The organism is Rhodococcus sp. NPDC056743 (assembly GCF_042790355.1).
Taxonomy (GTDB): domain Bacteria; phylum Actinomycetota; class Actinomycetes; order Mycobacteriales; family Mycobacteriaceae; genus Rhodococcus_F.
Genome location: NZ_JBHTZI010000001.1, coordinates 348356 through 367518, shown reverse-complemented (window position 1 = coordinate 367518; position 19163 = coordinate 348356). Strand labels below are relative to the sequence as shown.

At 60.8% G+C, this 19163-nt stretch carries 19 protein-coding genes, 1 tRNA gene and 1 pseudogene; 6 read left to right on the top strand and 15 right to left on the bottom strand.

Translation table 11 applies throughout. The annotated features are described in order from the left end of the window. Positions 1-4 precede the first annotated feature (4 nt). Genes ACFRFQ_RS01650 through ACFRFQ_RS01635 form a run of 4 tightly spaced genes read right to left on the bottom strand, consistent with a single transcriptional unit; the run spans position 5 to position 3387 of the window. Positions 5-883: a DMT family transporter gene (locus ACFRFQ_RS01650; RefSeq protein WP_378652301.1), complete on the bottom strand. Its 879-nt coding sequence runs from the start codon at positions 881-883 to the stop codon at positions 5-7. Between the two features lie 20 nt (positions 884-903). Continuing rightward, positions 904-1098 (bottom strand): Sec-independent protein translocase subunit TatA, encoded by a 195-nt coding sequence (gene tatA, locus ACFRFQ_RS01645; RefSeq protein ID WP_378652299.1) that lies wholly within the window; start codon positions 1096-1098, stop codon positions 904-906. Continuing rightward, positions 1098-1769: a Rid family hydrolase gene (locus ACFRFQ_RS01640; RefSeq protein ID WP_378652296.1), complete on the bottom strand. Its 672-nt coding sequence runs from the start codon at positions 1767-1769 to the stop codon at positions 1098-1100. Before ACFRFQ_RS01640 ends, tatA begins: the two co-directional genes overlap by 1 nt. Before the next feature lie 37 nt (positions 1770-1806). After that, positions 1807-3387 carry a flavin monoamine oxidase family protein gene (locus ACFRFQ_RS01635; protein ID WP_378653482.1) on the bottom strand — a complete coding sequence of 527 codons (1581 nt, stop codon included), beginning with the start codon at positions 3385-3387 and terminating at the stop codon, positions 1807-1809. A 237-nt stretch (positions 3388-3624) separates the two neighbouring features. Between ACFRFQ_RS01635 and ACFRFQ_RS01630 the strand changes: the two genes are divergently transcribed. Then, positions 3625-5130, top strand: coding sequence for an APC family permease (locus tag ACFRFQ_RS01630; protein ID WP_378652293.1), 1506 nt, complete (start codon positions 3625-3627; stop codon positions 5128-5130). Further along, on the top strand, positions 5130-5882 hold the full coding sequence (locus ACFRFQ_RS01625; protein WP_378652291.1) for an IclR family transcriptional regulator: 753 nt from the start codon (positions 5130-5132) through the stop codon (positions 5880-5882). Before ACFRFQ_RS01630 ends, ACFRFQ_RS01625 begins: the two co-directional genes overlap by 1 nt. Before the next feature lie 3 nt (positions 5883-5885). Here ACFRFQ_RS01625 and ACFRFQ_RS01620 read toward each other — a convergent pair whose 3' ends face one another. The 4 genes from ACFRFQ_RS01620 to dcd all read right to left on the bottom strand — a co-directional run bounded on the left by ACFRFQ_RS01620 (position 5886) and on the right by dcd (position 8536). After that, positions 5886-7409, bottom strand: a complete 1524-nt coding sequence (locus tag ACFRFQ_RS01620; protein ID WP_378652289.1) for a hypothetical protein — start codon at positions 7407-7409, stop codon at positions 5886-5888. A gap of 6 nt (positions 7410-7415) precedes the next feature. Then, positions 7416-7598, bottom strand: coding sequence for a hypothetical protein (locus ACFRFQ_RS01615; protein WP_378652286.1), 183 nt, complete (start codon positions 7596-7598; stop codon positions 7416-7418). 69 nt (positions 7599-7667) lie between these two features. Next, positions 7668-7952 (bottom strand): hypothetical protein, encoded by a 285-nt coding sequence (locus tag ACFRFQ_RS01610; protein ID WP_138870073.1) that lies wholly within the window; start codon positions 7950-7952, stop codon positions 7668-7670. Positions 7953-7966: 14 nt separating this feature from the next. Then, on the bottom strand, positions 7967-8536 hold the full coding sequence (dcd, locus tag ACFRFQ_RS01605; protein ID WP_095886886.1) for a dCTP deaminase: 570 nt from the start codon (positions 8534-8536) through the stop codon (positions 7967-7969). A 210-nt stretch (positions 8537-8746) separates the two neighbouring features. Between dcd and ACFRFQ_RS01600 the strand changes: the two genes are divergently transcribed. Further along, positions 8747-8820 (top strand) — tRNA-Gly (locus tag ACFRFQ_RS01600). A gap of 179 nt (positions 8821-8999) precedes the next feature. Here the strand turns inward: ACFRFQ_RS01600 and ACFRFQ_RS01595 are convergent. From ACFRFQ_RS01595 to ACFRFQ_RS01585, 3 genes are all read right to left on the bottom strand, one after another. Next, entirely contained in the window at positions 9000-10136 is a 1137-nt protein-coding gene (locus ACFRFQ_RS01595) for a hypothetical protein (RefSeq protein ID WP_378652283.1), read from the bottom strand. Positions 10137-10259: 123 nt separating this feature from the next. Further along, positions 10260-11219, bottom strand: a complete 960-nt coding sequence (locus tag ACFRFQ_RS01590; RefSeq protein ID WP_378652281.1) for an SMI1/KNR4 family protein — start codon at positions 11217-11219, stop codon at positions 10260-10262. Further along, positions 11206-11499: an ATP-binding protein gene (locus ACFRFQ_RS01585; RefSeq protein ID WP_378652278.1), complete on the bottom strand. Its 294-nt coding sequence runs from the start codon at positions 11497-11499 to the stop codon at positions 11206-11208. Before ACFRFQ_RS01585 ends, ACFRFQ_RS01590 begins: the two co-directional genes overlap by 14 nt. Positions 11500-11780: 281 nt before the next feature. On the opposite strand from ACFRFQ_RS01585, the gene ACFRFQ_RS01580 reads away from it, so the two are divergent. Beyond that, complete coding sequence (locus ACFRFQ_RS01580; protein ID WP_378652276.1) at positions 11781-12422, top strand: hypothetical protein; 642 nt, start codon at positions 11781-11783, stop codon at positions 12420-12422. Between the two features lie 45 nt (positions 12423-12467). On the opposite strand, the gene ACFRFQ_RS01575 is transcribed toward ACFRFQ_RS01580, so the two are convergent. Together ACFRFQ_RS01575 and ACFRFQ_RS01570 are read right to left on the bottom strand one after the other, a co-directional pair. After that, positions 12468-13385 (bottom strand): tyrosine-protein phosphatase, encoded by a 918-nt coding sequence (locus ACFRFQ_RS01575; RefSeq protein WP_378652273.1) that lies wholly within the window; start codon positions 13383-13385, stop codon positions 12468-12470. 422 nt (positions 13386-13807) lie between these two features. Continuing rightward, positions 13808-14728 carry a LysR family transcriptional regulator gene (locus ACFRFQ_RS01570; RefSeq protein ID WP_378652271.1) on the bottom strand — a complete coding sequence of 307 codons (921 nt, stop codon included), beginning with the start codon at positions 14726-14728 and terminating at the stop codon, positions 13808-13810. 806 nt (positions 14729-15534) lie between these two features. On the opposite strand from ACFRFQ_RS01570, the gene ACFRFQ_RS01565 reads away from it, so the two are divergent. Together ACFRFQ_RS01565 and ACFRFQ_RS01560 are read left to right on the top strand one after the other, a co-directional pair. After that, positions 15535-17139 (top strand): ABC transporter substrate-binding protein, encoded by a 1605-nt coding sequence (locus tag ACFRFQ_RS01565; protein WP_378652269.1) that lies wholly within the window; start codon positions 15535-15537, stop codon positions 17137-17139. A gap of 84 nt (positions 17140-17223) precedes the next feature. Beyond that, complete coding sequence (locus tag ACFRFQ_RS01560; protein WP_378652266.1) at positions 17224-17769, top strand: nuclear transport factor 2 family protein; 546 nt, start codon at positions 17224-17226, stop codon at positions 17767-17769. 121 nt (positions 17770-17890) lie between these two features. Here the strand turns inward: ACFRFQ_RS01560 and ACFRFQ_RS01555 are convergent, their stop codons facing one another. Both ACFRFQ_RS01555 and ACFRFQ_RS01550 read right to left on the bottom strand, forming a co-directional pair. Further along, the gene (locus ACFRFQ_RS01555) at positions 17891-18235 is read right to left on the bottom strand and encodes an ATP-binding cassette domain-containing protein (protein ID WP_378652264.1); all 345 of its coding nucleotides are present in this window, start codon (positions 18233-18235) and stop codon (positions 17891-17893) included. A 96-nt stretch (positions 18236-18331) separates the two neighbouring features. Next, a pseudogene (locus ACFRFQ_RS01550) lies at positions 18332-18673 on the bottom strand (transposase); the annotation flags it as partial. Between the last annotated feature and the right edge of the window lie 490 nt (positions 18674-19163).

The window sequence follows — 19163 nt, the reverse complement described above, 5'->3', positions numbered from 1 at the left end:
GCTTTCAGCGGACCTTGTGGGGCACCGAAACCGCAGTGTCAGCGGCGTTGCGGGCCAGCGCGACAGTGGCCGCGATCATGGCGACAACGGCGAGAACAAGAATCGCAGCCACCGTGCGATCTGCGTCGAGGTACTCACCGAGAACCACAAACCCGAGCAGCGATGCGATCACCGGCTCCATGATCGTTGTCGCCGGCAACGACGCTTGTAGATCCCCCGCTTGAAAAGCCGACTGCTGCACCGAGGTTGCCACCGCGGCAACCACGACAAGAGCGTAGAACTCGAACGATGTCAGAACAGCTGACGGGCCGAGCGTCACCAAGTGCACAACACCTTTGGTGAGCACTGCGGCAACTCCGAACAGTGAGCCGCCCGCTATTCCGAGGAGCAACGCCCTCGCCGATCCGGTACGCCGATTCGCTCCGACAAGACACAACGCGATCAACGGCAACCCGATCAACGTGATCATGATCCAATGCTGCGTCTCCGCACGCGGTTGCCCTGGCCGTGGATCACCGACAACCACCAGCACCGCCACCGACGTGGTGAGCGCGGCTGCCCACAACCACTCTCTCGCGCTGATCGTGCGCCCACCGAATCTTGCGCCGAGTGGGAGTGCAAACAACAGCGACAACACCAGCAGCGGCTGCACCAGCAGTAGTGATCCCAAGCCGAGCGCCGCAGCCTGAAGCGCGTAACCCGCGATACCGACGATCGTGCCCAGCCACCAGATCGGGCTGTGCACGAGCGTCGTGATCGGTCCGAGCGCGCCGATGGAATCATCCGGGACCACTGCTGCCGTGCGCTGGCGAACTACCGTGCCGATCGCGATGCAGGCCGCAGCACCAATGGCAAACAACACTGCGAGGAAGGTGTGGGACACCTCGCTACTTTCGCACAGGATCAGTACTTCTTGCCCGGCGCCAACTCGGAATCGAGCGCAAGATCGGTATCGCCCTGCAGTTCACCGACCTCGGACTTCAGAATCCTCATCGACCGCCCCAGTCCGCGGGCCGCGTCTGGCAGCTTCTTGGAACCGAACAACACCAGCAGGACTACCGCCACGATGGCCCAGTGGGTGGGGCTCAGCGCGCCCATCAGGCGGGTTCCTTGCCTTCGGGGTACACCGCGTCGACCTCTACCTCGACCAGCCAGCCCGCAACCGGGAGTCCGGCAACTTCGAGTGCGAAGCGAGTGGGGCGAGCACTGTTTCGTTCGATCGGAGCGATGGGTGCCGCGGTTCCCATCGGAACCAACTCTGTCTCACCGGAATCGAGGTTGGTATTGGCAAAGAACTGACGGTAGGCGCGATTCCAGCCGGTGTAATCGGCCTTGTCCGAGCCGGGCGCGTTGTCGAGGAAGACGCGCATCGTGACCACGTCTTCGAGCGTCAGTCCTTGGGCTTCGAGATTGTCACGAATCTTCTTGAGCACGTTGATGCCCTGCGCTTCGGTCACTGTCACACCGGCCGGCAGTACGCCACCGGAGAACTGTGAGTCGATGTACGACTCCGGCGATCCTTCGGGTGCGGCTTTGTTTCCGGCCGACGGGCCGATGCCACTGGTTTTGTAGATCGCCGTGTCGGCGCCGATGGCTACCCCCTGCGCGATCATCGGATTGGCCTGTCCGGCTTCGAGAACCGACCTCGAAATGAAGGAGTTGGTGGTGGTTTCCGCCTCGGCGGTATCGGACGAGCACGCGGTCGCGGTGCCGAGTAGCACGGACGCGGCAAACGCTGCGGCAACAACTTTGGTGGTGCGAGATTTCATGGTGTCTCCTCGAAAGTGGTGGTAGGAACTTCTAGTGCTAGGCGCCCTGCGCGACCCGCTGGTGCAGGTGGGTGACAACGTCCTGCGCCGACGTGAAGGCGCCGTGCTGCCACGCAATTGCGTTGGAGAGGTGATCACCGGCGAAGTAGATGCGGTCGACGGGCTCGAGTAGTTTGGTGTATTCGGGAGTTGCCATGCCGCCGTGCGAATCTCCCGCGCCGGCCCACGATGCCCAGGCCGACTCCGAGTACTTGGTGCGACGCCAGCTTCCTGAGAAGGACGAGGAGATATCGCGGGTGTACTTCTCGCCGTGGATCTCCGAGCCTTCGGCGATCGCCTTGGCGAGGCGTTGCTTGTGCGTGAGTGATTCGAACGCCTGCTGACGCTTACCCGAGCTGTAGTACGCGACAACAATTCCGCGGTCGGAGTTGTAGTGATCGTAGGGAAACATGATCTGTGAGATATCGCGGTCGGTGTTGGAGGCGCCGCCGTAGATTCGGTCTTCGGTCTCCCACCAACGACGCGAGTACTCGATGCCGAGCTTGCCGGACGACGACGGCTTAGCAGCGTCCAAAGCGAGAAGGATGTCGGAAGGTAGGTTGTTGTCGAGACGCTTGATCAGGTGCGGCGGAATGGTGCAGATGGCGTAGTCGGCGGTGATCGACTTTGCCTTGCCGTCGACCACGTAGTCGACGGTGACGCCCTCGGGAACGTTCTTCATTCCGCTGACCTCGGCGCCGAACTCGATGTTCTCCATGCCGATCTCGTCCTGGAACTTGTAGTAGATCCGGTCCATACCGCCGACCGGGGTCATCATCGTCATGGCCTGGTCGTAGCCGAACTCGAAGGAGAACGCGCGTCCGATACCGCCCTGGATGACATCGCTCATTCCGAAGGGTTCGATCTCGGTGCCGAAGTTCAAGCCGGCACCCGGCTCGACCGAGTGACCTCGACGCGAGGATCCCACGTAGCGTCCGTCGCTGCCCAGATCGCCGAAGTCCTCGAGGAACGACGACAGCGCTTCCTTGTCTTCCTTGGTGAGCACCTCGTCGAGCGCGCCCTGGTTGGTGGCCTTCTGCAGTAGTTCGGACATGTAGCCGTAGGTGTCTGCTTTTGCTGCCCGGTACGTGATCGACTGATTGGCAAGGGGCTTGCTGCCGGTGTAGTTGACGAATGTGTTGGCATTCTGGTTGCCGAACATCTGCAGTTCGACGCCCAACTCGCGGCAGTAGTCGATGGTGTTGTGATTCTGCGGGATTCGCGTTGCACCGAGGTTGTAGAAGTGCCCCTCCGAGAACGTGCAGGTCTGGGTCTCGCCGTTGAGATCCGTTTCCTCCGTCCCGTTACGGATCGACCACACTCGTCCACCCGGACGGGTGCGGGCTTCGAGGACAGTGACTTTGTATCCGGCCTTCTGCAACTCGTACGCCGAGCACAGACCCGCCGGGCCGCCGCCCAGGATCACCACGGAATGACTGCCCTTGACCTGCCCGATCAAGTCACCCGCTGCCGGCGCCTGAAAACGTCGCGGTGACGCCGAAGCTGCCGGTGCCAAACCGATGGAAGACATAGCTCCAAGCGCCAGGCCCGCGCCGCCGGTGATTCCCAGACTGCGCATGAAAGATCTACGTGTGTACGACATTCAAGCTCCCAAGTGTGCGCCCGGCGACCCGGGTTGTTGGTGTGGACACAACAATGGCGGGGCGATGGGTCGAGAACTTGTCACGCAGGAAACAGTCCGTGGGATTCGAGTGAGAATCAGCCGCCGCACCGACAGGTACTCTCTCAGCCGGATGCGATCAGGGGACTCACTGACGAAACTTCTCCGTTACAGAAGTGCATTAGCGTCCCGCGCATGTCCGCACTCACCGAGGCCATCGCGCGATCGTTCACCACGCGCGAGAAGCAACCAACCGCGCGCTCCCCGCTGCGCGCGCTCGGGCGTCGACAACTCTCGGGCGCCGAAGTACTGGCGCAATCGGTGGCAACCACCGCACCGGCCGTCTCGATGGTTGTGCTGCCCGTCACCATGCTGACACACGGACACCTTCTCAGTGGGATGATCACGATCATCGTCGCGACCGTGCTGGTCACATTGATCGCGTTCTGCATCTCCCAATTCACCCGGAGGATGGCAGCATCGGGCGGACTCCACAGTTTTGCGTTTCGGGGACTGGGCGCGCGAGCCGCCATCACCACCGGCATCGCCATCCTCGTCAAATATGTCGGCAGTGCGGTGATGACGCTCTATCACGGTGGACTGGCGGTGATTACGCTCCTCGGGTTTGCCGGCATACGCGTGCACGGCACATTTCAGCTGATCGCCCTGTACAGCGTGCTCGCGGCTCTCATCCTTGCGTGCCTGCTCCGGAGCGTCAGATTTGCAGCGCTCGCAATTCTCGTGGCCGAAAGCTGTTCCCTGCTCTTCATTGTCGCGCTCATGCTGATCGGCGGAGATCAACAAGCACAGATCAGTCCGTCCACCTCGGGCCACGGACTACTCATCACCGCACTCGCCGCGCTCTTTGCGCTCGCCGGATTCGAGAGCGCCGCCTTCTTCGGCCCCGAAGCCCGCCGCCCTCTGGTAACCGTGACGCGTACAGTCCTTTTCACCCCGATCATCTGCGGCGCCCTCTTCATCTTTGCCGGCTGGGCCGCCTGGACCGGGCGCAGCGACACCCTCGTCAATGCGTACCTGCACGGAACCTCCACCGGTGTCAGCCCTGCCGTAGTGATCGCGCTCAACATCGGAATGGGATGCTCGTGGCTCGCGTCGTCGATGGCGTCGTCGAACGCCGCGTCTCGGCTGCTCTACTCGTTCGGTGTCGAACGCCTCCTCCCCCGCGCTTTTGCACACGTGCACAGCGCGTTCCGCACCCCCGACGTCGCGTTGAGCGCAGTTGTTGCCGTCGTGCTGTTCGGCGGTGGCACCTTCGCCGTGATCGGACGAGGTGTGTTCTTCGAAGACCTCCGACTGACAGTGCGGGCAGCCGTGATTGTCGCCTACGCACTCGTGGCGATCAGTTCAGTCGTATTCCTCACACGCATCGGCGAGGACACACCCCGCGTACTCGCCGCCGCATCCTGTGGCAGCGGGGCGGGCGCCGTGGTCCTCGGATACCTGGTGTACGCGAACATCGTCGATCACACGTACATCGCACCGATCGCGGTACTGGTGATCCTCAGCTCGGGCACACTGTGGCAGTTCTATCTGCGTCGTCGCAGCCCGAAAAGCCTCCTGCACATCGGCGCCTTCGACCAGCCCGAAACCGAGGACGTACTCCCCGGCGCCGGCGTCTTTGCCACCGACGCTGCCGGCAACGTCGTGCTGGTGGGCGAATCCGCAGCCGGTCCGCGCTGATGGTGGGTCGACCACGAGATCTCGGCGGCCATGAACCGAGAGCCGTGCAGCGCGCATTGGCATTGCTCGAATCGGCGGCGCAGCTCGGATCCGGCGCCACCGCCAAAGACATTGCCGCACTGGCCGGCATCCCGCCCGCCACGGCGTACCGGTTGCTCAACATCCTTGTCGCCGACGGCTACCTGGTCCGGATCGCGGACCTCTCCGGATTTGCACTCGGCCGACGCACCCGCGAATTGGCCGGAGCCGCCGCCGAACCCACACCGGTGGACAACTCCGTACTCCTCGAAGAACTACGCGACCAAGTGCGCTACGGCGTGTATCTCGCGTCGTACGACAAGGGGAAGGTCCGACTTGTCGACCGCGATCCCGATCACGAGCTTTCCGGTGAACGCACTCTCGTGAGCACGCTGCACGCCTCTGCCATCGGAAAACTGTTGTTATCCTCGCGGCCCGAACTGGCTGCAAAGCCGCTCAAGAAGGTCACCGCGCACACCATCACCGACGCCGATCACCTCGAACTCGAACTCTCCCGCATCAGACGCGGTGAGCCGGCGCGGGAGGTCGACGAGATTCGCATCGGGCGCTCAGCGCTTGCCGTTCCGATCAGCGATGGCCAGAACGGTGTTGTCGGCTCGCTGGCCGCTATCGGCCCCACCGGCAGATTGTCGACCGAGGACACCGGGCTCGAGGCTTTGCTCCGCGACTACGCCGGCCGGATGGTCTCTCCGTCGTTGTGCCGAGCCAGCTGACTCTCACAGCCCGAAAATTCGCTTCACGAAACCGAGGTGTTCGTCTGCCCACCCGATGAGCCCGAGCGTCTGATCCAGATTCTGAGGCGGAGTGCGTACCAGCGTGTCGCGTCTGACCAGACGATCGAAATCGACAGCCGGAGAATCGAACTGCACGCCGGCACCGGCCATGATGTTCATCAACTCCTGGGCCAGAACCCCGTAGGCCACAGTGGTCGGATGCACCCCGTCCAAGGAGAACAAGCCACCCGACGCGCGGCCACCCAGACCGTCTGCGGCCAGGAATCGTGAATCCGGCACAGGCACAAGATCAGTCAAGGCCTTGGGCAGCGGATAGGGCGTCCACCACGACGGCCGTGCGTTGACGTCGTCGACGTACCGTCTGGATGCGACGCGCTCGAGCAGTCCCGCGACGTCAAAAAGGTGCCAGTCCTTGCCCACCCGGCGAGCATTCACCACAGCCCGCTCGATCCCGGTGTTGTACAGGTCTATCGCAGTATCAACCGCCCACGCCTGCGCTCCCGTGATGTGCTGATCACGTCGTGGATCGAAGTCGGCGTCAAGCACCCACGGCCGAGCGTAGTACGGGAAATATCGTGAGCCGGTTTCGACCTTTCCACCTAGCCCGCGCGCGATCGGGGCGATTGTCACGTGCGGCACGGTGCACAGGATGACGTGCTGCGCGTTGATCTTCCGGATAGCGGCAAGCACTTCGGCGTATTCGCTTGCAAAGTGATCCGGCTGCCACACTGTGTAATCCCGTTTGCCATCCGGGTCACGGAACTTGTTGCCACTCCACTGCACCCGCAGATCCGTCACAGTCCGCAGCGCATTGTTCGCCCCGAGAAACACGACCAGGGTTTCGATGCACTCCTTGCCCAGTTCGGCCGCCGCGTCGAACACCGTCATCTTCTTCTCTGCGTCGGACCCACGCGGCAACACTCGCAATGCCGTCCGCTCGCCGTTGTTCTCGACAATCTGGCTGAGCAGATCATCATGTGGTTGATGCAGTGCCGCTTCACAACTCGTGGCAGTCTTGGTCAGAGCATCGCGCAAATCCCATCCGTACACCGACAGGTTGTGATTGATCGCCGAGAACGTTGGTGCGACGCTGCCTGGACCCCGTTCCCAGTAGTCCTCGACCTGATCCATGAATCCGCGTGCCGCAAACAATGCCAGCGGAATCTCCCACACGTCAGTTGAAGTACCGAAACGCTCTTCCAATGTGCGTAGCAACAATTCGATGTTGAGCGGCAGTCCACCGGGGCCGCCGTAGCGAGGAAACCGGAAGCTGTCGAACCAGCCGAGCTGCCACGCGATGATCGACGGATACGACAGGTCGGTGTTGAAGACAGCCCCACTCTGAAACCCTTGTGAAAGGGAGTCGCCGATCACCACCAACCGGTGGCCGACCTGCCCAGCGGCGGGTGCAACAGGAATCCCGAGTGTGGAATCAAACTTCGGAACACGCGGCCCTTCTGCCGCCGCAGCAACCACGTCGGCCGGGGTGTCGGAAGGCAGTTCCATTGCCGATCACTTCTCGGTCTCGGAATCGGTTTCCGCTTCGATCGACCTGGCCACCTCGTCGGCCCACTGCTGATTGCGGATTTCGAAATCAGCACGGTCGCGTCGGGAGATGGCTTTACCCCAAAGAATGGCGATCGGTACAGCGCAGACCACCCAGAGGATCAGTCCGCCGACGACAATCCACCACATAGCCTGCAATTATGCCCGATTCGGGGGAGATTCCATACCCATGACGGCCTTACGTGGTCGCTCTGTCGGCTATCGCCGTCCGTAACGATTCCCGCGCCTGCGACCACCGGCCACAAACCATCCTCGTGCCGCAATGCCGAACGCCACGAATGAGAATAAGTCCGACACGGTGAGGCCGTTCTCCGGAGTCAGCGTCCACAACACTTGCCCTTCGAGTGGGCCGTTGAGCAGCAACCACATCAGCGCGGCAAACGCCGTGGCAATCGCGCTGATCCGCGAAGGCTTGACCAAACACACCGTGCTGGTTACAAACAGCAGGTTCATGAAAACCATGCCGTAGAACAACGCGGTCATACGTGCGGCTTCCGTCAGCCCCGGTTGAAGTTCAGGTACGCCTTCGACGGCGTCGGACCGCGCTGGCCCTGGTACTTGGAACCGGCCTCGGAACTTCCGTACGGGAACTCTGCAGCACTCGACAGCTTGAGCAGGCAGAGCTGACCGATCTTCATTCCCGGCCACAGCGTGATCGGAAGATTTGCGACGTTCGACAGTTCCAACGTGATGTGACCGCTGAATCCCGGATCGATGAAACCAGCAGTCGAGTGAGTCAGCAGACCCAGACGGCCCAAGCTCGACTTGCCTTCCAATCGGCCGGCAAGGTCGTTGGGCAGCGAGCACACTTCGAGCGTCGAACCGAGGACGAACTCGCCGGGGTGCAGCACAAAAGGCTCACCCTCCGCGGGCTCGACCAGGCTCGTCAGCTCATCCTGACGCTGCGCCGGATCGATGTGCGTGTATCGCGTGTTGTTGAAAACCCGAAACAACCCGTCCAGGCGCACGTCGACGCTCGACGGTTGGACCATCGAATCGTCGAACGGGTCGATGCCCAGGCGTCCAACTGAAATTTCGGCACGGATGTCACGATCGGAGAGCAGCACAGGTAGAGGTTACCGGGTCACCACTTGAGCGCAGACCAATCACCAGGCCGATCGGGCAATGCTGTGACGAACAGCTCGGGTTCGTGTGTGTCAAGAAATCGAGCGCGGGGACGAGTTGCCAGGCGGGGCTCCCACACATCGGAAATGGCGTCTGATAACCTTCGGAAAGCACGTTGATCGGGGAAGAAAACCCCTCCGACCGGCTGCGACGCCGATGTAGTTCAATGGTAGAACATCAGCTTCCCAAGCTGAATACGCGGGTTCGATTCCCGTCATCGGCTCCATATTAATTTCGTGGGCCGCTTCCATAGCTGATTTCTTCATTCTTCGGCTCGATCGGGTCGGTATCGACGGATCTTCGCCGAGCACTGCGGGCTCTCGAAACGTCGGGAGAGACAACTTCGGTGATCGAGGCGATGCTAGCCGGATGGGCGTTGCAGCAGCGAACACGATCAGCTGGTCCTCATGGTTGCGTTTCTTCGACCCAGACGGGGTGTTCTCGGCTGTCGTGGAGCACCCAGGTACGGGATTCGTCGCCGATGCGGTCGGGGTCGGCGAGCCAGCATGTTGCGTCGGGCGCCCATCCGGCGATGACGCTGGCCGTCTCGTCGTCGACTCCGATCGCGGTTCCCGCTGCGGCCAGGTATCCCGCGACGGTGAGATGCACGCCCGCATAGTCTTCGGCGACGAGCTGCCAGTTGGGGATGACCCATCGCCCTGATCGCCTCGTTGTCCGGTACCAGTCGTGTCGTTTCTCCGCGGTGACTTCGAGGGGGAACCGTCTGCAGAGTTCCGCCCACGCCGGCGCGCCGTCGATCTCGTAGATGCGAGCGCCGGCGGGTGTGCCGACCTTTCGCACGGTGATGCGGTTCCAGCCGCTGCTGTCTTCGACGAACCACAATTCTGCCGGGGTGCCGTCGAAGAGTGTCCGTGTCGAACACCGAACAGACGGATACGACCACCAGTGACCGGTCCAGTTCGCCGTGGGATCGGTTGGGCGGTCAGCGGCTCGCGATTCCCATTCGAGGTTGCGTTCGTACCAGTCGCTCAGTAGTTCTGCAGCCGCGGGCTCGAAGGTATCGGGGCTGTCGTCGCCCCGGCTGACTATCGACCATTGGTCGGTCTCGGCGAGGGCCGTCGTCCACCACTGGGTGTGTAGGGATCGTGCGATGTGCTCGGCGACCCGTCGAAGCTCACGCCGCACCGGCTCGGTTGCGGCGAGGACGTCTTCACCGTCGGGGTCCTGCCAGTAGCGCGCTGAGTCCGTCGCGGCGGCGAGGGCCGAACGGAGTGCAACCTCGGTGACCTCGGGAAGCGGCACCTGGGACAGGCGGTGCGCTACATCGTCGGCAGTGACAACGGCACATAGCGGCTCTTCAGGAGGCTCCCCAGCGCCAGACTCGTACGCCACGCGTGAGTACGTCACGCGTGAGTCTCGCTCGGGGTCAAGATGATAGGAGGCCAGGAAAATCATGGAACGGAACGAGTCGTCATGCGGCTCGGGTCGCCGGATCTGTTCGGCATCCATCACGTAGTCGAGCAGCATCCGCCGTCCGCGTGGGCCGGCCAACAACGCATCCGCTGTACTCGTTGCACTCACTGGCTCGGGCTCCTCAATTTCCGTCATGACTGTGTCTACCAGTGTCGCGGCGTCTACCAGTGTGTCGACCTATCGGTGTTGTGCGCTCGGACCAAATACCCCGCGGGCCCAGCGGATCGGGCATCACTCATCGAACACGAACCTGGCGTTGCCATCTTCTGGTATCTCGTGAACGATCACCTCATTGCCGATGCCCATGACAACGGCCACGAAAGTAACAGTCTGCCTGTCGATCCCGACGAACCAACTGATCGAGACACCCTGCTGACGGGGAACTCGACGGAAACCCGATTCGGCCCCTTCCACCGTCGATGCCGGGTGCAACGACTGGGCGGTGTCCATCACCGTTTGCCGCACGACGTCGAGGTCGATCAGGTCATCGTCCGGTCCGATCTGTGACGGCTGAAAATACGTCAGAGCGAACGGTAGCCGAATCATCATCGGCTCGGGCGCGGGATCCTGCACCGGGTTGTCACTGAAGTCGACGTTCCAGCTGAGCACGCCGTCCTCGATAGTCGGGACAAGACTGGAATGTTCGATACCTGACTCGACACTGATACGCACCGAATCGACGTAATCCGCCAACGACGCCGACTCCGGATCACCTTCGTCAGCGCCCCCCGCGCCGAACTCGCGGACGCACCCTTGCCGCTGCCCACCGCGGGTGTCGACGAACAACAGATCACCGCATGCGTGCTCCGCGATCGGAATGTACGTACGCAGAAACATGTATGCAATTTCCCCGGCCGACTGCTGCCGAGCAATCGTCACCCACTCATCGCTGAAATCTTCGGTGTCATGGAGGTGCTCTCGCGAGTCCCGGTGCCGTGCGACGACCTCGTCGAGACAGAGCAGATCGAAGTCCGGAAGCACACTTCCGACGAAGGCTTCTCCGCCAACCGGCCGTACCTGGCCGTCGTGAAGGGAGAAGAACTCGCGAATCTCCGCAGTCCACGGCGCCGTATCGCGCTCTGCATCTTCTCGCTCGGAGAGGGGCCGCGGCGGACGCACCGCCCCTGCCGTGATCGGCGCCTTCTGGCGAAGAACCTGCATGTACCGCAGCCACACGTCAGTGATGGTCATCGCCTGAATGTATCCGCCCAGTCAGGGTGACGAGCCTTTCGGCCCGCACCGCGCCAGGCTCGGTCTCATCGGCTGTACGGCCTTCGATGCTGATGGTCAGCCAGCCCTGACTGTCGGCATGATGGGCCAGATAGTTGAGCAACGACGTCTTCCCGACGCCCCGCAGTCCGGAGAGGATCATTCCACGGTCGTAATTGCGACGTTTGCTGCGCGCGACAAGGAGATCGAACGCGTCGATCTGGTCGTTGCGGCCTTCGAGTGCGGGCGGGTCGTGGCCCATTACGGGCCTGCCTCGAAGCGCTCTTTTCGGGCTGACGGATCCCGAAACCCGTATCTACGTCGAACGTCGAAGAACCGAGGGCCGCACACAACCAAACGATCATGCGATCCCTCGAGCGTTACGTCACCCGGCAGCTGTTCCGAACACTCGCCACTGCACACCCAATCTCAGTGTCTTGTTCTGCCCCGGGTTTGACAGAAACATCCGAAACCCGGAAGGACGCACAGCATGGCTGCACCGCGGAGTTGCTCGCTGACTACGCCGAACATCCTTGCACCGTAGTGCTTTCGACTCACCTCCTCACCGAGGTAGCCAATCCGTTCGGGCACGTGATCGTGGTCGAGCGAGGCCGCATCGTGGTCGACGAGGACGCGGATACACTACTCAACCGCGCAGTTGTCGCAATTGGTTCCTTCGCTGCCATCGACGCTTTTGCCGCGTCCGGCACCGTGAGACGCTCGGCAGCCACGCTCGCATCATGGTGCAGGCCCACGAGGAGTGCACGTAATGTCGAAAGTAGGTACTCGCAGGAAGATTCGGTTTGCTCTCGACGAGATCTCGGAACTGATGGTCGACGCCACGTCGGTGGCCACGGCGAGCAGGTCGGGCACCGCGGCCAAGAGCTCCCGGGCACGCTCGAGAGCCATCGACGGGTCAGGCACACCCACTGCAGCAACGACCTCGAACCCATGGACCGTCGATTCGAGGATCACCATATCCAGGAAGGCACCGAGCGCGACCGACTGCAAGATCGGGTGCGTAATCACGGTGACGCGGCTGAGCCCGGTGAGTCATTCGATATCGAAACGCTGAACTATTGCTTCTCGATCGACGTCGGCCTCGATCTGTCGGGCAATTTCTGTGAGCTGACCGTACCCCTACCATGCACCGACCTGGACGATCCAACGGGGCTAGGCTCGTGAACAATCGAATTGATCACGCGCCTAACACCCTTCACACCGTGAAACTCAGAATAGAAGCTTGAGTTTCAGCTTCACGATCGTCGCCGCATCCAACCCGAGTCCGTCCACGAGATACCGGTCGAATGAACCGTAAGTGCTGTCCAATTCATCGAAAGCTGCCTGGAGATAACTGGGATCGACACCGAGAAGCTGACGATAGACCTCCGCGTACTCCGGTCCTTTCACTGCAGCGATCCGAGCTATCTTTGCCTCGATAGCTGCCGCTGAGTACTCATTCGTCAGCAGATAGTCCGCCATGATCGTTTCCCGCGGTACCCCGGCGATGCTCAGTAGCAGAGCCGATCCCCATCCGGTTCGGTCCTTGCCGGCGGTGCAGTGAAATATCTGCGCGCCCGGAGTGTCAGCGAGTTCGGTCAATAACTGACCGAATCCGGCGCGGGAGACGGGATCGCTGACTGTCGACCGGTATCCCGACTGGACGTACGCCAGTGCCTGGTCCTTCGTGGTGATGGCAGCGACCTCACCGCTCGGATCAGCGGCAAGCACCTGAATCTTCTCGTAGCGAACGCCACTGGGCAGAGTGTTCGGGTTCGCAGCGATCTCGCCCTCGGTACGCAAGTCGTATACCGCTGTCAGATGTAGTAATTCGAGGGTCGCCAGGTCTTCGGCGTTCGGGGTAATGGCGTTTGCGCGGTAGAACACTCCCTGGCGTACATGCAGCCCACCGGTGCCCACATAACCGGATCCCGTGCCTGCCACGTCGCGGAAATTATCCACCGATGCCAGACGTGGTGCTACAACGGTCGACGGTGCACTCGAGGCGAAGTCCGACGATCCGAATGACGGGAGCGTACTCGACTCGGCAGTTGCAGCAGCGGTGCCGACGAGCAGGAATGAACCTGCCGCAGCGAGCGCGACACACGTCCTGGCTTGTTGACGTAAGGCGAAGGGGCGGTGTGGCATTAAGTGAAGCCTTTCCAGTGGTGGCAGACAGGTTTTCGACAAGTTCGGAATTGACCGGGTGTCTCGACAAGGAATGTCGAGCGTGTGCAGCGATGAAAGCTATTCCGCTGCAACCCACACACCCCGACAATCGACATCCCTTGTCCTCGCATGTGTCGAAGGCAGGAATGTCCTGCCATCGCCCAGTGTCGCTGTGACGATGGCACACTCGGGTTTCAGTCCCGCTGTGCGGAACCACTGGGCGTCTCACGAACGCAAGATTGCCAACGGCGGCAGAAGAATCTCGTTACGGCCAACTTTCAGCGGCAGTCGGCGGCGGACATTCGTTGAGGTAGGAGGTTCTGCCAGCAGATGCGCGTTCCCTAGCAGGGCGATCTGCGCATTCCTGGCAATCTCGTTGATGAAACTCGGGTAGATGACGCTTAGTTAAAGTTGCATCGTTCACAAGAAGCCGTATCAAACGCAGGACGATTCAGCACTGAGGCGATCCGTGCTGCTGTGATTGCTGCGGCAACTGCAGGCAAGTCTTGGGACGCTTCTCGGCGGCTCAAAAACCAGCCGACGTTCCACGGTACGGTCAGAGGCCGAAACACCCTCTCTTGCGGTTGATCAGCCGCGACGGACTCAAGAACTAGCAGTGTTGCCACTCCGCCAGCGACCATATCGGCCCCGGCCACCGCCCCAAACGCGGTCGACTTAGTCCACCGAGGAGTGTGACCGGCTCGCTCGAACATCCGTTCCACGTTGGCATCCCAGGAGCTCATCGTGCGGTCGATGGACACCATAGGGTGCTGCGCGACCAGCGGGATCGTAAGTATCTGGTAGTTCGCCAGCGGATGGGACTGATCCATCAACACCACGACCCTCTCCTCGCTAAGCAGCTCGGAAACCAGACCCGGGCCGACAACCTCCGGACCCAACGCCAGCGCAAGCTCCCCACTGCACAACTGGCTGGCGACCTCGCTCCACGGCACCGTCGTTTGGTGCACCGGCACCTCGGCACGGATGGCGCCAAGTATCTGGCGCGCCAACCGCCTTGACGGATCTCCCACACACACCCGCAACTTCGTGCCGCCAGCGACAAGCTGAGCGTCGACGACAGCGAGCGCGGCATCCTGCAGGATTCTGCGTGCCCGGTCCGCGAGCAACGACCCCGCATCGGTCGGTTCGACGAGTCGACTCGTGCGACGGAACAGCTCTACGCCCAGACGCCGTTCCATGCGCGCGATCGCCTGACTCAGAGCAGGCTGTGCCATGGGAATTGCCGCCGCAGCGCGGGTGAAATTGAGCTCGCGCTCAAGCACCGCCACATACCGAAGTTCGCGCATCGAAATATCAAGCATTTCAACATGCTAGGTCTTGATCGTATTGGTATTGGTGCTTTAGAGCACACCGCGTCAAAGTTGGGGAAGCAGAGCGAGGAGGACCGATGTTCATCAGTGCCATAAATGCCCATATACCCTGGAATGTGAACAAAAAAGATTTGTTCTCCCCATCAAGGCTCATTCTCGGGGCAAGTGGAAGACTGCGGCAGATGGCAAGTATTTTCCGGGGCAGGCGTGTGGGTCACCGACGCCACAGTGATTGCCCTCGGCCTGCCCCAGAACGTCGGCACGATTCCGCACCCCTTCGTGACGACTGAATATTTCGCTGAACCCCACTCCTCATAGAATACAGAGGCGGGCGCTACCGTCCCGGTTCGCTCCGATGCTCGCGATAGCTCGCGAATGCATGACGTCGTCGAGCACGAAGTCTGTGATATCGACAATCACCAAATGGCATCTGACGCAGCACAACACGCTTCCCAGGCCACACTTGAAATCCGTGCCAAGAACTCGGTCCGCAGGCCGTGATGTGCACGGTTAATCCATGACACCTACCTCAATCAGCCGGTTCGATGTCGGTACCTCGATGCGGTGACAGCACGCACGCATCGGCACTCGGAGGTCACCACCTGCGCACTATCCGTCGGATTTGATATCGCAGTAGAAAGTGGCGTCCCTGCGCCCGATTCAACGTGTCTCCAATTTTTATTGCGTGGACGCTCCTGCGTCGCGCCGAAATGATTTCCTGGCGTTCGTCAGGAAATGCGCTCCTCTTTCCGCCAGAACCACTACGAACAGACCAAATACAGAACGCGGAGACGAATGTGACGAAATCCTATTTCGCGAAGTACGGGAGGACAGCCATCGCGCTGCTCGGCGCCGGCGTCATTCTCACAGGCTGCGCCAGCAGCAACGACACAGCCAGTAGTAATGCCGGTACGTTCCAAACTGGCATGGTCAACGTACAGCCAACGCCTGGAGATGCCGTCAAGGGCGGCACGCTCACATACGGCGTCCAGTTTTTGCCCACCTCACTGGACCCCGCAAAGACTGCCGCACGCGACGACGCAGGCGGTGCGCTCGCCGCCGTTTACGACGTATTGATGAGCTACAACACCGCGACAGGTGAATTCGATCCGAAGTTGGCGAACTCCCTCGACACCAACGACGAAGGCGCCACGTGGACGCTGAAGTTGCGCAACGACGTAGCGTTCAGTGACGGCACTCCACTTGATGCTAATGCCGTGATCGCGAGCATCAACCGTTACAACGACGGCAAGGGTAACGGTAGCGAACTCTGGCTCGCGTCCGTGGAGTCGATCGAATCAACTGGCCCGACCACTGTCGTCTTCCGCCTCAACTCTCCGTGGCAGCGATTCCCATCGATGCTCGCACTCGGGCATGGGATGATCGTCTCGCCGTCTGCAGCCGAAGGTGACACTTTCAAGGCGATCGGCGCCGGACCGTTCACCGACGAGAAGTTTTCCCCCAATGAAGAACGAGTGTTCAAGGCCAACCCGACGTACTACGGCGGTCAAGTCAACCTTGATCAGCTCCGGATGGTGCCGCTCAACGGACCACAGGCCAATCTCGAATCCTTGGACGCCGGCCAGCTCAACATCGCGTACATCCGGGGGAACAGCTCAGCGATCAACACGGCCAAGGACAAGGGCTACCCCGGCTACATCAGTGTCCTCAACACTGGTGGCGCAGAGATCATCAACAACCGAGAAGGCCACCCTGGATCGGATATCCGAGTACGTCAGGCAATCGCCTACGCCTTGAATCCTGATCTCATCGACCAACGCGCCGAGAACAGTGAAGGGTTGCCCGGTTCTGAACTGTTCGGCTCCACGTCGCGGTGGCACATCGACACCCCTGGAATCGCATACGACCCGGCGAAGGCCACTGAACTGGTGACTCAGGCAAAGGCTGACGGGTTCAGCGGCACACTCAACTACGTTGTGCTCAACGAACCGAAGGACCAAGCTGGCGGCCTTGCGGTGCAGTCTCTTCTGCAGGCCGTCGGTTTCGAGGTGAACATCATTCCGGTCAACAATGCCGCAGACCTAAGCCTGAAGGTCTACGTCAAGCATGATTTCGACTTGTCACACTCGGGAATGGGTTTATACGAGGCGATCCCGGACCTTGGACTGTACTCGACCGTAAATAGTCAATCACGCTCTAACACAGCTGGTTACGCTAACACTGACATGGACAATCTGCTCCTCGAACTACAGCACGCGAAGGACGACAAGGCGTCGGAAGTGGTGCTGACGAAGATTCAAACGCTATGGAACGAGACTGTGCCATCCGCGCCGATCAGCGGGTTGCCCTCATTCTGGGCGTGGCAGAAGAACGTGTACGAGATTGTTCCGAGCGCCGCCGGAATCATGCTGTTCGATCAAGCTTGGATAGACACGAAGTAGCTCACTGATGACCAACGGTGACCTTATCTCTAGAACCGTCGACCTATCGCCCTTTACGAGCCAAGAATAAATGGAGAGCCAACAATGAACGTCGCAGTTAGTACGGAGACCCTAGAACAGCGGATCTCTCGACTCGAAGCCATCGAAGCGATCAAGGCGTTGAAGTACCGCTACTGGCGAGCCTGCGACGGAAAAGACCCCGACGGGTTCCGAGCCAGCTTTGTCGCGATTGGCGCATCGATCGACTTCGGCGAGGTGGGGGCTTTCGACGATGCAGACGGCATCGCAAATGTCTATAGGGCAGTGGCATTACAAAAGGATGGTGGCCAGCATGTGATCCTCGATATGCATCACGGACTCCACCCAGATATTCGGATCACTAGCGACACCACCGCTGAAGGCGCATGGACGCTCCGGTTCCGACAGCTGAACATGCGAGACCTAACCGAAAAGGTCAGTGCCGTCGAGTACGACGATGCCTACGTCATTGAGGACGGTCAGTGGAAGGTGAGCAAATGCCACGCCACCGTACTTTGGGCTGTCGTACGCCCCCTTGATCCCGAGGCGACCGTAGTAGAGAACTTCTCACGACAGGTCAAGCCTCTGAACAGCGCCGAATTGCTCTCGTAACCGGAGCCAGCCGAGGCGTCAGGCGCGGTACCGCTATTGCACTGGGCGCCGCCGGATGGACTGTCCATGTCACCGGGCTCCCCGGACCTGCAGATCGAGCCCGAGCAATCATCAGAACTTGTCAATCCCGGGAGGACGTACCTTCCCGGACGATGATCTGCAAGGAATCGGAATTCTGATCAAAGCCAGCGCGCCAACGCTGACGGGAAGGCAGTTCGAGAACCTGGGCCTGCACCGAAACATCGAGGGCGGCAACCGGTTCGTCGCAGATGAGTAGTGCCGGATGGACAGAAACAGCCCGCGCGATCGCCGCCCTCTGCCGTTCTCCACCCGAGAGTGCGGGGGGCTTACGGCCAACATAGATCGCGGGAAGCCCTGCTATGTCCAGGGTTTCAGCGATTTCGTCTTCGTCGATGTCACTCCTCCTGCCGAGAGCCTGCTGGCGCACACTTATCGATTCACGCAATGCTGCACCGCTGGTTCGCGCAGGGTTGAGGAAGCATAGGGATCTTGGAATATCACCTGAACCTGCCGCGCCAACTCGGCACGAATCTGCCGTGGGTCAAGTCCAAATGCATGGTGTTTGAGGACGGGCACTGCGTGATCTCCTTGCTCGGGCTGTCAATGCTGCTGGGGTAGTTGAGGTCACCTTCTCATCGATTGTGTTGTCGTCACCGGTTTTCGGGCGCACGACGATCACTCTGGAGCGGGCCAGGATGTCCAGTCCGAGATATCGGCGACCTTCGGTCCATTCGCCGTGTTGCTCGGCCAAGACCGCGCCGACGAGCCGAATCAGCGAAGTTCAATCGGGGAAGATGCCTGCCGACGACATCGGTTCGGCGTCGGATTCCTTGTTGAGTCGTTCCTGTGGATTGTTGGACCAGATCTGACGCCAGATCTCCCTGGTTGCCGCGCGGCGAGGTACCACTGGAAGTCGCGCAGAGCTACCGTGTTGCATTTACTCGCTGACGCCACGGAATTCAGCAGACAACCATTAATAGACGAATCTAGCTGACCACCAACATAATTAACTCTCTATACCTGCGCCAGCTCTGGCAGCCGAGGAACAAACTACCACTGAGACGCATGCCCTGCACCACTCAACGGCACCGGCCATCAGGAAGTGTTGACCACAGTCCTCGAATTGATCACGCCGGACTCAACTATTGCGAGGAAGTGGACTCCTCCGGCATCGAAACTGTCACTGTAGCGTTCATCGACGTCGACACCTCGCAGGACGTCGCCTATCCCCTCCAGCGGATTCGCTTTTCAATCTCTTATTCACACGTTCTCATCAATGCAAGCGCACACGCGAGCAGGTAAGCCCCGGAACATTCAAGTAAAACGCCACACGCCCAATCGAACTGCAACGCAACGCCGCCCAACTGCGTTCT

What these genes read in the sequence shown, in the direction of transcription:
- ACFRFQ_RS01640 (WP_378652296.1), bottom strand. Translation starts at nt 1,769, where the DNA reads ATGAAATCTCGCACCACCAAAGTTGTTGCCGCAGCGTTTGCCGCGTCC.
- tatA (WP_378652299.1), bottom strand. Translation starts at nt 1,098, where the DNA reads ATGGGCGCGCTGAGCCCCACCCACTGGGCCATCGTGGCGGTAGTCCTG.
- ACFRFQ_RS01635 (WP_378653482.1), bottom strand. Translation starts at nt 3,387, where the DNA reads ATGCGCAGTCTGGGAATCACCGGCGGCGCGGGCCTGGCGCTTGGAGCT.
- ACFRFQ_RS01630 (WP_378652293.1), top strand. Translation starts at nt 3,625, where the DNA reads ATGTCCGCACTCACCGAGGCCATCGCGCGATCGTTCACCACGCGCGAG.
- ACFRFQ_RS01615 (WP_378652286.1), bottom strand. Translation starts at nt 7,598, where the DNA reads ATGTGGTGGATTGTCGTCGGCGGACTGATCCTCTGGGTGGTCTGCGCT.
- ACFRFQ_RS01560 (WP_378652266.1), top strand. Translation starts at nt 17,224, where the DNA reads ATGAACGTCGCAGTTAGTACGGAGACCCTAGAACAGCGGATCTCTCGA.
- ACFRFQ_RS01625 (WP_378652291.1), top strand. Translation starts at nt 5,130, where the DNA reads ATGGTGGGTCGACCACGAGATCTCGGCGGCCATGAACCGAGAGCCGTG.
- ACFRFQ_RS01585 (WP_378652278.1), bottom strand. Translation starts at nt 11,499, where the DNA reads ATGGGCCACGACCCGCCCGCACTCGAAGGCCGCAACGACCAGATCGAC.
- ACFRFQ_RS01590 (WP_378652281.1), bottom strand. Translation starts at nt 11,219, where the DNA reads ATGACCATCACTGACGTGTGGCTGCGGTACATGCAGGTTCTTCGCCAG.
- ACFRFQ_RS01570 (WP_378652271.1), bottom strand. Translation starts at nt 14,728, where the DNA reads ATGCTTGATATTTCGATGCGCGAACTTCGGTATGTGGCGGTGCTTGAG.
- ACFRFQ_RS01575 (WP_378652273.1), bottom strand. Translation starts at nt 13,385, where the DNA reads ATGCCACACCGCCCCTTCGCCTTACGTCAACAAGCCAGGACGTGTGTC.
- ACFRFQ_RS01610 (WP_138870073.1), bottom strand. Translation starts at nt 7,952, where the DNA reads ATGACCGCGTTGTTCTACGGCATGGTTTTCATGAACCTGCTGTTTGTA.
- ACFRFQ_RS01620 (WP_378652289.1), bottom strand. Translation starts at nt 7,409, where the DNA reads ATGGAACTGCCTTCCGACACCCCGGCCGACGTGGTTGCTGCGGCGGCA.